Source organism: Noviherbaspirillum suwonense (assembly GCF_900182955.1).
In the GTDB taxonomy this organism is placed as follows: domain Bacteria; phylum Pseudomonadota; class Gammaproteobacteria; order Burkholderiales; family Burkholderiaceae_D; genus Noviherbaspirillum_A; species Noviherbaspirillum_A suwonense.
On record NZ_FXUL01000027.1, the window covers coordinates 78,799 to 88,488 of the forward strand.

Below are 9,690 nucleotides of genomic sequence, written 5' to 3' on the forward strand. Positions count from 1 at the left end.
CAAGCCCGGCTGAAGCCGTTGTACACCCATATACTCCGCCTGCAGGCGGAGTTTTTCGTCCGGGTCTCAGCGCAACGGTGAATATGCGGTCGGCACCAGGAAACTGTTTTCTATCCGCTCGACGATAATCGCCTGCGCCTCGGTCTCGGCCCGCTTGGCTATCCAGTCGGGATCACTCTGGAATGCATTCCACTTCTGCTCGCGTTCCGCCAGGCTTTCCCATTCGAGCAGATAAGTCAGCGCCTGGTTGCTCGAGCCGACCAGCGTGGTCCAGAAACCCACGGGCTTGATGCCGTATTTTTCCCAGAACGTCAGGGTGATGTTTTGAAAACGGGCGTTCAGCGCCGGCAGGCGGCCGGGCGCGCAGTGATAGATACGCATTTCATGAATCATGGTGGCTTTCGGTTGTGGATAAGGAGCTTGCCTGCGATGTTGACAAGCGCACAGGCAAGCCAAAGTGTACCGCCAGACAAAAAACGCGGCTGGCTTCAGCCTGCTTTCGGCTCGCCGGCGGCTTGTCCGAGGTGTCGTCTCAGTCCCGGCGCAATATCGAAACCGCCCTGCGCGCAGGCAAGTGCGCCCGCATCCAGCGTGCTGCACTTTTGCAGCGAATGAAAATTGCGGTCCAGCCAGCCGCTCGCGGTGTCCCTGCCTATGCCATGCAGGTATTCAAGGAAGTCCCATTCCACATTCAGCTTGCTCGACACGTCCAGCGGACTCAACTGCCGTTCGGCGCTGATATGGTGCAGGCACATGCTGGCGTAACGCTCCAGCTCCACATTCTGGCGGGTGACCAGGTCCTTCAGGAGCAGCAGCGTATTGATTTCGCCAATCAGGCTGGCGTTGAAGGTGATTTCGTTCAGCCGGTTCATGATCTCGGCCGACGTCGTCGGCAGTTCCTTACGCTCCATCGGGTTGATCTGAACGATCAGCAGGTCATGCGCAGCCGTTTCCTCGACAAGGGGAAACAGCGCGGGGTTGCCCGTGTACCCGCCGTCCCAGTACGGTTCGCCATCCACCTCGACCGCGCGAAATACCTGCGGCAGGCAGGCCGATGCCATCACCACGTCCAGGCTGACTTCCTCCCGCCGAAACGTGCGCGAGCGCCCGGTGCGAACGCTGGTGGCGGAGATGAAGAGTTTGAGCTGCGTGCAGGCCCGGACTTTTTCGAAGTCCACCATCGCGCCGACCAGGTCGCGCAGCGGGTTGATGTCGAATGGATTGAACTGGTAGGGCGACACCAGGCTCGTGGCGAGTTCGAACAGCTGGTAGCCGGGCGATGCATCCAGCGTCCAGCGCCCGGCTGCACGGTCGATGAGGGTGCGCTGCAAGGGGCTGAAACGCGCGGAATCGCTGACTGCTTTCCAGAACTCGCGCAATGCGCGCCGCGCGCCGTCCCGGCCGCCGCCGTGATAACCGTTCGCCAGCACCACCGCATTCATCGCGCCGGCGCTTGTGCCGCTGATGCCATCGATCCGCAAGCGCTCGTCTTCGAGCAGGCGGTCCAGCACGCCCCAGGTAAAAGCCCCGTGGGCGCCGCCGCCCTGCAGCGCCAGGTCGATATGGATGGTGTCCGGCTCCGGCATCGATGCCCTCCAGTGTATGCAGCTGCCGCTGGGCCGCTCAGCTCATCGGCGGCTGCCCGTTCGACGCGGTGAGGCCGCCATCCACCGGCAGGTTGACGCCATTGACGAAGCGGGCGTCATGGCTGGCAAGGAAGGCGATGACGTCGGCCACTTCTTCCGGTTCGGCGCCGCGGCCGAGCGGGATGCGCTCGGCAAACTTGGCCATCAGCTCCGGCTTCTGGTACATGTCCTCGGTCAGGTTGGTCCTGGTCAGGCTCGGACAGACCGCATTGATGCGTATGCCGTCGCGGCCATGGTCCATCGCCAGCGCCCGCGTAAAGTTGCAGACGGCTCCTTTCGCCGCATTGTAGATCGACATCGACCAGTCGCCTCCGAGGCCGGAAACCGACGCGACGTTGACGATGGAGCCGCCGGTGACGATGAGCTGCGGTATCGCCGCCCGGCAGCCGAAATACACGCCATCGAGATCGGTCGACATGACTTTTTTCCAGTCGTCGATGCTGCTTTCCGTGATTTTTCCTTCCACCGCCGTGCCGGCATTATTGACCAGCACGTCGAGCCGCCCGAACTGCCGCACCGTGTCGGCAACGAGCCCTTCGACCTCGGCCTGCTGCGAGACATCCGTCACGCGGACCAGGTACTTTCCAGCGGGCAGGCCAGCCGCGATGCGGTCGAGCTTGTCCTGCGTGCGCCCGGCCAGCACCACCGTGGCGCCCTCGTCGGCGAAGCGCCTGGCGGTCGCCGCGCCGATGCCCGAACCGGCGCCGGTCACGATCACTACCTTGTCATTGAATCTCGTCATGTGTGCTCCTTGTCTGGGTGACAGGCCGGCATGCCGGCCTTTTCCTATGGACGTTGGAGCACTCGCGGAGTTCGGTCTTTACGGGCCGGCCTTAAGCAGGCGCAACCCGTGCCCGCGAACGCAGGCTTCAGACCATGCCGAGTATCCGGCCGATTTCTGCAATGTAGGGACTGTCCTTGAGCACTTCGTTCTCGACTGCCGCCGACATGCGCTGGAAGGAAGAACGCGCCGAATGCAGGTCCTCGTCATTGACGTCGCGCCCGGCCGAGGCATTCAGCGCCGTTCGCAATATCTCGATTTCATGCCGCAGGCGCTGCACTTCGTCACGGTCCGGAGCCCTTGCCAGCTCTTGTTCCAGATCAGAGACCAGGCGATTAATGCGCTCAAGATTCCATTGCGGAGCGGTCGATGCGGTGCTCGTGCCAGTGTTTTCTGCAGTCATAAGGTCTCCTGTCCGGTTGCTAAATACATGAGTCTGATGGCGGTGGGCCTGGCGCCATCCAACGCTGGCGCCGTAAGCATCCGACTGCATTATAGGCTTAAGCCCATGCATGGAGATTGGTGAAAGCCACTGACCGGGAGACTCCCATGCCCATTAATGAATGCTGCAAGCTCGATGTCGTTTGCTGCGATCCCGAGCTTTCCCTGCCTGATACCGCTGCGCTGATGCGCAAGAACCATGTGGGCGACGTGGTGGTCATTGAATCCCGGGGCAACGCACGCATGCCCATCGGGATCGTGACAGACCGCGACATCGTGATGGAAACCATGGCCCTGCAACTCGATGCGAGCCTGTTTACAGCCGGCGACATCATGAACACGCCGCTGGTGACGGTGAAGGAGAACGCCGGCTTCGTCGAAACCCTCAGGCTGATGCGCAGCCATGGCATACGCCGGATGCCGGTCGTCACCGAATCGGGCAGCCTGTACGGCATCGTGACGGCCGATGACATCGTCAGGGCCCTGGCGCTGGAGCTTTCGCTGGTGACCGAGGTCATGTCGGGCCAGACCGCGCATGAACGCAGGCTGCGCAAGTAGGAGCCGCGGGGAACGCCGCTTGCTCAGGCGCTTCCCGCGCTGGTTAATATAGCGGCCACTTCATCGTCTTCCACCTGGTCGAAGCGGTCATAAAACTGGCCGACCGCGGCGAAATCCTGCGGTGCATGCAGGCATATCACTTCATCGGCCAGCGCCTCGACTTTCGCCAGGCTGTCGGCCGCGGCGACAGGCACCGCGCAAATCAACCGTGCCGGATGCTGCGCGCGCAAGGCCTGGAGCGCGGCGATCATCGTCGCGCCGGTGGCCAGGCCATCATCGACCACGATGACGGTCCGTCCCGCCGGATCGATCGGTGGCCGCAGCGGCGTATACCGCTCGCGACGCCGGCGCAGCACTTCCAGCTGGCGTGCAGCCTCCTGCTCGATGTAGGCCTCGTTCGCGCCGGCCTGGAAGGCATGCGGCGAACGATAGACGCGGCCGCTTTCATCCACCGCGCCGATGGCGAATTCCGCGCTGAACGGCGCGCCCAGCTTATGCACCAGCACCACGTCGAGTTCTCCCTGCAGCGCCTGGGCGATATCCCATGCCATCGGCACGGCGCCGCGGGGGATTGCCAGAACCAGGGAATGGGCGCCGCGATAAGCGGCAAGGCTGTTCGCAAGGGCCTGCGCGGCATCGGCCCGGTCACGGAAAAGTCGCTTGGCATTCATGGCGCTGTTCATGTTGTGCTCGAGATTTCAGCATAGCGGCTTTTTTGGTTATCGGGCCCGTAAAATCCACGCGCATTGCATGGCGCGAAGACGTGGTTGCACCGTGCGCGTCCGCTTCATGCCGGACATTGCGGGATGCCGGTCTATCCATGCCCAGGATGTACCGGATGCCGTCGGTCGCCTTGCACTTGTGAAACCTTTCGGCGATTCAAGCAATGTCACCGCCTGTTCACGCATCGAGAATCCGGGCGATGCGTGAAGCACCGGCTATTCAAGATGGACGCGTATCCTGCCAGGGAGGAAAAGATGCGTTTCCAGGCGCAGTCGCGGGAGCGGCGCCGGCGTCGTCGGCGTCGGCAGCGTTCAGCAGCCGCTTGAGAAGCGCGTCCATCCGCTGCCAATGGCTGCCTTTCCAGTAAACCCGGCCGCACAGGTCGCAGCGGCGGAATTCCCGGTACAGCTCGGCTACCCGCGGCGGCAGGCTGTCTTCCACCCCGGACCGGTCGACGCTGCGCAGCGGCCTGTTGCAGGCGAGGCAAAGCGAGAATGGATGGGACTGCGGCGCCAGCCGGTATCGCGAGAACACCTGCTGCGCCTGTTCTTCCGCCTTCAATGGCCGGACATAGCAGCCGACCATGATGTCCTTGCGTATCAGCAGGTCGCGGTCACGCGTCAGCACGATGCGGTCCTGGGACGCCGATATCGCCGCGATTTCCGCGTCGTCGTATCCGTTGTCGTAGAGCGTGTCGAAGCCGGCCATGCGCAGCAGGCGGGCCAGTCCGCCCAGGTGCGCATCCGCCACGAACCTGGGCGGACCCTCGGGTAGGCGACTGCCCGGAAAGATATCGACCAAGTCGCCCTCCGCCAGCAGGCGCGTGAATGACGCGGCGACGCCATTCACCAGCAGCAGGCCCACTTCCGTATGCGGCACGCCCAGCGCCTCGACCATGTGCTTGGTTGTCGCAGCGCGTGCGCATTCGACGCGCACGTCCCGGCCGCGCCTGTCTGACGAGAGAAAGGTGTTGAGTTCGGCGTGGAAGCGGAAAGTAGCCGTTACCATCGCCATAGTATTGCACCGCATCCATGCCGCGTGCTTGCACCGGCGCAGAACAGGAATGCGCCGGGCACTGCTATCCTGCTCGCTTTTAGCCCAGCAACCTGACAGGAGCAGCCCTTGCATTCCGAATCATCTTTCCATCCCGACGACTTTCCCGACACGTTGCAGGACCTGCCTGGCATCCGTCTCGATGCGGGCGCCGTTGGCCAGGCATTCGTCGCCGCCCAAGGCGCGCAGGTCGTGTCCTGGCACGCAGCCGACGGCATCGAGCGGCTGTACCTGTCGCCATCGACCGGCGGACTGACACGGGATGGGCGCAAGGCCATGCCGATACGCGGCGGCGTGCCAATCTGTTTCCCGCAGTTTTCCGACCGCGGTTCCATGGTGAAGCATGGCTTTGCCCGCAATCTTCCATGGCGCCTGGATCAACGCGCACAGGCTTCGCTGACGATGACGCAACGCGATGGCGACGCCAGCCGCCAGCACTGGCCGCATGCGTTCGAAGCGCAGCTGTCTGTCCGCATGGAATTCGGCGCGCTGGAAATCTTGTTCACCGTGGTCAATACCGACAGCGTGGCATTCTCGTTTACGACCGCGCTGCACACCTACCTTCGGGTGGATGACATCCGCCAGATCCGCTTGCTGGGGCTGGAAGGTGTCGCCTACCAGGATGCCACCGACGGCTGCAAGGTGAAGACGCAGCAGGAAACAGCACTTTCGATTCCCGCCGAAGTGGATCGCGTCTACCTGAATCCGCCGGGGATCGTGAGAATGGTCGAACAGGACCGTAGCCTGCTAACCATCTCGCAGCAGGGATTTTGCGACACCGTGGTCTGGAATCCGGGTCCCGACAGGGCGCGGATGCTGGCGGATATGCCCGACGAAGACTGGCTGCACATGCTATGCGTCGAGGCGGCATGCGCTTCCGCTGCCGTCACCCTTGCGCCTGGCGAACGCTGGGAAGGCAGCCAGCGTCTCTGCGTAGGATAGCCGCACGCATGGGCGTTGCATCGGCATTCACTTGCAGCACGGTTCAATTGCCCCATCTGCATGTTTTATGCAGCTGCTTACCCGGCAAACCCTCTCATGCTCCCTGTCCTGTCGCTGTTGCTCCACATCTATGTCGGCGTCCGGCTGCTTCCTGAACTGATCGGCTGGCCAGTGCTGTTCGGCTTGCTGGCGTCATCCCTGGTCAGTTCCGCCTTGTTCATGCCGATGGGCATAGGCCTGGCTGCCCGGCTGTCCGGCGCCGGGCACAATACTGCCCGCGCCGTTATCTGGCTGGGCTGGGCCGGAATGGGTCTTTTTTCGACGCTCTTCGTATTGACCGTTGCCCGCGAGGTGGCGCTGCTGCTGGCGTTCGCGGCCGATGCGGCTCGCCCCGGAATGCTGGGCAGCGCCTTCGATCGGAATAGCGCACTCGGCGTCACGGTGCTGGGCTTTCTGATTACCCTGCTAGGGTTTTCGAACGCCCGGCGCACCGCGGCCGTCATCCGGGTCAATGTGCCGATCCGCAATCTGCCGGTGGCGCTGCAGGGTTTCCAGCTCGTGCAGATAAGCGACATTCATATAGGCCCGACGATACGCGGCGGCTACCTGCGCCGCATCGTGGAAACGGTGAACAGGCTGCGCCCTGACATGGTTGCGATCACGGGTGATCTGGTCGACGGAAGCGTGCATGAGTTGGCTGCGCATGTGTCGCCGCTCGCCGAACTGCAATCGCGCCACGGTAGTTACTTTGTCACCGGTAATCATGAATATTATTCCGGCGCCCATGCCTGGATCGCTGAGCTGCGTCGTTTGGGTATCACAGTGCTGCTCAACGCCCATGTGGTTCTCAGCCATGACGGCGCCCTGGCCGTGGTGGCCGGCGTCACAGACTACAACGCGGGCCATTTTGACCCGGCGCACCGGAGTAACCCGCTTGCGGCAATTGCCGATGCGCCAGCCGACGCCGGCGTGAAAATCCTGCTCGCCCATCAGCCGCGCAGCGCCGCAGCGGCGGCGGACGCTGGCTTCGATCTCCAGCTATCCGGGCACACGCATGGCGGCCAGTTCATGCCCTGGAATTTTTTCGTCAAAATGCAGCAGCCGTTCGTCGCCGGATTGCATCGCTTGCGCCAGCTATGGGTATATACGAGTCGCGGCACCGGTTACTGGGGTCCGCCCAAGCGTTTTGGCGCGCCGTCCGAGATTACCTTGATAACCCTGACTACCGCATGAGCCAAGAGTGCGCAGCCGCCCTGTGATGGGCGTTTTTCGTGTCCGTACACATCTGCGCCGCCGGGTCGGACAGGCACAAGTGCCTTATCAGCGCATCGATCGTGAATGAACCGACGATACCTGCAATAAGCAGCAGCACCATCAGCTTGATGATCGTCAGGCCGGCCTGCCTCTTCATTGTCGTTTCGCTTGTCAAATTGTCCTGTCCCGCCGCTGGTGCTTATCGTCGCAGCATAAAAGCAGCATATTAACGCAGTGATGGATGCTGGCGGAAAGCGATCGGGCAGTGTCGGTACGTCCCATCCTGGGTCTTATCGTCCGGGGCATGGTCGGCGCGTAATCGCCTGCGTGTTATTTCGTGTTGTATCGATTTGAGCGACCTGGCACCGTTCGATCAAGGCCGCTGGTTATGCCGTCGATTATCCATTCCTCGATGAATGGACTAGCCGGAATTCGTGCGCGGACCTGTAAAGAGAATCTAGATTTGCCAAAAGAAAAAACCCGCGACTTTGGATCGCGGGCTTCCTGTCTTCTCGGCTTCCCCATTTGGATATGGATTTTGTGACCGCATGATGCAGTGAAATGCATCAAATGTCTACAGCTCCCGCAACATTTTTCATGAATCCAAATGATGATCGCTTCGTTGTTCCGTACGGCTATCTGTACGGCAATCCCGACATGCCACCGGTGCGCTAAAGGGTTCTAGAAATTCATGCCATTAACATGGACAGATCGCACTCCTTGCGCTTGAACCAGCGCTGGTTTCAGTGATCGCAGGGAGCAGCCTGTTCGCAGTTAACCGACTCTGAACTGTTCCTTGTCTTTTCCCTTGATCCAGGCCGGCATTCTGCCGCGGCCTGACCAGGTATTTCCGGATTCATCACGGAACTGGATATTCGATTGACTGAACTTCGATTTCTTCTCGGAAGACGGCGCCTGTATATCGTCGATCGACAACTCGTAATCAGCCATCAACTTCCTGATGTTCGCTAGCGCATCCTTCACTTCGTTGAGACGTGCTTCTTCAGCGTCCTGCTGTAATTTCTGAATCTGGTCCTGTAACTCTTTATACGTCGGCATAAGATAATTCCCTTGGTCTGGTGGGCATCCATAACAAATGTAGATAGCCCAAGCATTGAGGGGTGCAGACTATCCCATAAATAAGCTATTGACAAGATCCATCAGATAAGGTTGGGCCGCGATTTATCTTTGGTCAGCGGAAAGCGCAAGGAAGGCAATCGCCATACCCTCTCCTCCCTATTAACAAATAGCAACCGGTCGAATAGGGGAAGCATCCGCTTATATCATCTGGACATGAGCCATTCCGGCAAATGCCAATGTCAGGGTTTTCATTTGCAAGAGCAAAGACATCATGACTCCAGCTTTTGGTGCCTATGGGACAGCAGGAAAGCTCACCTTGTGCCAGTGCGATCCATTCTGAAAAGAACGGCAAGGTTGGCGTCCTGATAATCAGCTCAGCGGTCATGGGCAGAGACCTCTTAATTATGTGTAACCCTTGTTATGTGTAACCCTTGGCCTACGCATCAGTAAGAAATCATTGTCCACAGGCATCGTGGCGCTGCCAGGGACGTAGTGCTTGTTAGACGTAAGCGATCGATTTCGCCAAGCGGCCGCGGTGGTGTCGCACTTCGACACTTTGGCACTTCCGCACTTTTGGACTTCTGTGTTTCAGGACTTCGGTGTTTCAGGACTTCAGGACTTCAGGACTTCAGGGCTTCGAGCTTCAGGGCTTCGGGCTTTCGGGTTTCGAGCTTTGGGGTTTCGGGCTTCGGGCTTCGGGCTTCGGGCTTCGGGCTTCGGGCTTCGGGCTTCGGGCTTCGGGCTTCGGGCTTCGGGCTTCGGTGCTTCGGTGCTTCAGGGCCTTTGAACTTTGGTGATTTTGGGCTTCTGGGCTTCAGTTCTTCGGGCTCTGAGTTTTCGGCTTTGGGCTTCGAGGTTCGAGCTTCGGACTTGGGACTTGGGACTTGGGACTTAGGACTTCGAGCTTCGGGCTTCGGGCTTTCGGGCTTCGAGCTTCGGGCTTCGAGCTTCGAGCTTCGAGCTTCGAGCTTGAGCTTGAGCTTCGAGCTTGAGCTTTTGCCATTGGGCTTCGAGCTTTGCAGCCCCGAGGCTAAGCCAAACTTCATTCAACTTTGCAGTCGGGACCCCTCAAGCACCACAAACCGCCGCCCCAAAGCGAAAACCCCCGGCGCCTGACGGCGACGGGGGTCTTCTGGTGTAACAGCCTGACGATGACCTACTTTCACACTGGTTGCAGCACTATCATCGGCGCTAAGTCGTTTCACGGTCCTG

The 9,690-nt window shown here is 60.6% G+C and carries 12 protein-coding genes; 4 read left to right on the plus strand and 8 right to left on the minus strand.

All coding sequences use genetic code 11. The features are described 5' to 3' along the window. Nucleotides 1–66: 66 nt before the first annotated feature. The 4 genes from QOL82_RS24910 to QOL82_RS24925 form a co-directional block, all read right to left on the minus strand. Nucleotides 67–393, minus strand: coding sequence for an NIPSNAP family protein (locus tag QOL82_RS24910; protein WP_283445015.1), 327 nt, complete (start codon nt 391–393; stop codon nt 67–69). Between the two features lie 95 nt (nt 394–488). Next, nucleotides 489–1,586, minus strand: coding sequence for a patatin-like phospholipase family protein (locus QOL82_RS24915; protein ID WP_283445016.1), 1,098 nt, complete (start codon nt 1,584–1,586; stop codon nt 489–491). Between the two features lie 37 nt (nt 1,587–1,623). Next, the gene (gene budC / locus QOL82_RS24920; protein WP_283445017.1) at nt 1,624–2,388 is read right to left on the minus strand and encodes a meso-2,3-butanediol dehydrogenase; all 765 of its coding nucleotides are present in this window, start codon (nt 2,386–2,388) and stop codon (nt 1,624–1,626) included. Between the two features lie 127 nt (nt 2,389–2,515). Continuing rightward, a complete protein-coding gene (locus QOL82_RS24925; RefSeq protein WP_283445018.1) occupies nt 2,516–2,830 on the minus strand; it encodes a hypothetical protein in 315 nt (104 codons plus the stop codon). 146 nt (nt 2,831–2,976) lie between these two features. Here QOL82_RS24925 and QOL82_RS24930 point away from each other — a divergent pair, with 146 nt between their 5' ends. Then, nucleotides 2,977–3,426, plus strand: a complete 450-nt coding sequence (locus QOL82_RS24930) for a CBS domain-containing protein (RefSeq protein ID WP_283445019.1) — start codon at nt 2,977–2,979, stop codon at nt 3,424–3,426. Nucleotides 3,427–3,449: 23 nt separating this feature from the next. On the opposite strand, the gene QOL82_RS24935 is transcribed toward QOL82_RS24930, so the two are convergent. Continuing rightward, nucleotides 3,450–4,097: a phosphoribosyltransferase gene (locus tag QOL82_RS24935; RefSeq protein WP_283445020.1), complete on the minus strand. Its 648-nt coding sequence runs from the start codon at nt 4,095–4,097 to the stop codon at nt 3,450–3,452. Between QOL82_RS24935 and QOL82_RS24940 the strand changes: the two genes are divergently transcribed. Next, a complete protein-coding gene (locus QOL82_RS24940) occupies nt 4,087–4,356 on the plus strand; it encodes a hypothetical protein (protein WP_283445021.1) in 270 nt (89 codons plus the stop codon). The genes QOL82_RS24935 and QOL82_RS24940 overlap by 11 nt on opposite strands. Before the next feature lie 12 nt (nt 4,357–4,368). On the opposite strand, the gene QOL82_RS24945 is transcribed toward QOL82_RS24940, so the two are convergent. After that, a complete protein-coding gene (locus QOL82_RS24945; RefSeq protein ID WP_283445030.1) occupies nt 4,369–5,157 on the minus strand; it encodes a Mut7-C RNAse domain-containing protein in 789 nt (262 codons plus the stop codon). A gap of 114 nt (nt 5,158–5,271) precedes the next feature. Between QOL82_RS24945 and QOL82_RS24950 the strand changes: the two genes are divergently transcribed. Continuing rightward, nucleotides 5,272–6,144 carry a D-hexose-6-phosphate mutarotase gene (locus QOL82_RS24950; RefSeq protein WP_283445022.1) on the plus strand — a complete coding sequence of 291 codons (873 nt, stop codon included), beginning with the start codon at nt 5,272–5,274 and terminating at the stop codon, nt 6,142–6,144. 96 nt (nt 6,145–6,240) lie between these two features. Continuing rightward, on the plus strand, nt 6,241–7,377 hold the full coding sequence (locus QOL82_RS24955) for a metallophosphoesterase (protein WP_283445023.1): 1,137 nt from the start codon (nt 6,241–6,243) through the stop codon (nt 7,375–7,377). Here QOL82_RS24955 and QOL82_RS24960 read toward each other — a convergent pair. Both QOL82_RS24960 and QOL82_RS24965 read right to left on the minus strand, forming a co-directional pair. Next, nucleotides 7,367–7,555 (minus strand): hypothetical protein, encoded by a 189-nt coding sequence (locus tag QOL82_RS24960; protein ID WP_283445024.1) that lies wholly within the window; start codon nt 7,553–7,555, stop codon nt 7,367–7,369. The genes QOL82_RS24955 and QOL82_RS24960 overlap by 11 nt on opposite strands. A 617-nt stretch (nt 7,556–8,172) precedes the next feature. Continuing rightward, nucleotides 8,173–8,457, minus strand: coding sequence for an H-NS histone family protein (locus tag QOL82_RS24965; RefSeq protein ID WP_283445025.1), 285 nt, complete (start codon nt 8,455–8,457; stop codon nt 8,173–8,175). Between the last annotated feature and the right edge of the window lie 1,233 nt (nt 8,458–9,690).

Excerpts from the sequence above, each read along its gene's own strand:
- QOL82_RS24955 (WP_283445023.1), top strand. The coding sequence starts at position 6,241 with ATGCTCCCTGTCCTGTCGCTGTTGCTCCACATCTATGTCGGCGTCCGG.
- QOL82_RS24915 (WP_283445016.1), bottom strand. The coding sequence starts at position 1,586 with ATGCCGGAGCCGGACACCATCCATATCGACCTGGCGCTGCAGGGCGGC.
- QOL82_RS24960 (WP_283445024.1), bottom strand. The coding sequence starts at position 7,555 with ATGAAGAGGCAGGCCGGCCTGACGATCATCAAGCTGATGGTGCTGCTG.
- budC (WP_283445017.1), bottom strand. The coding sequence starts at position 2,388 with ATGACGAGATTCAATGACAAGGTAGTGATCGTGACCGGCGCCGGTTCG.
- QOL82_RS24945 (WP_283445030.1), bottom strand. The coding sequence starts at position 5,157 with ATGGTAACGGCTACTTTCCGCTTCCACGCCGAACTCAACACCTTTCTC.
- QOL82_RS24910 (WP_283445015.1), bottom strand. The coding sequence starts at position 393 with ATGATTCATGAAATGCGTATCTATCACTGCGCGCCCGGCCGCCTGCCG.
- QOL82_RS24935 (WP_283445020.1), bottom strand. The coding sequence starts at position 4,097 with ATGAATGCCAAGCGACTTTTCCGTGACCGGGCCGATGCCGCGCAGGCC.
- QOL82_RS24930 (WP_283445019.1), top strand. The coding sequence starts at position 2,977 with ATGCCCATTAATGAATGCTGCAAGCTCGATGTCGTTTGCTGCGATCCC.
- QOL82_RS24925 (WP_283445018.1), bottom strand. The coding sequence starts at position 2,830 with ATGACTGCAGAAAACACTGGCACGAGCACCGCATCGACCGCTCCGCAA.
- QOL82_RS24965 (WP_283445025.1), bottom strand. The coding sequence starts at position 8,457 with ATGCCGACGTATAAAGAGTTACAGGACCAGATTCAGAAATTACAGCAG.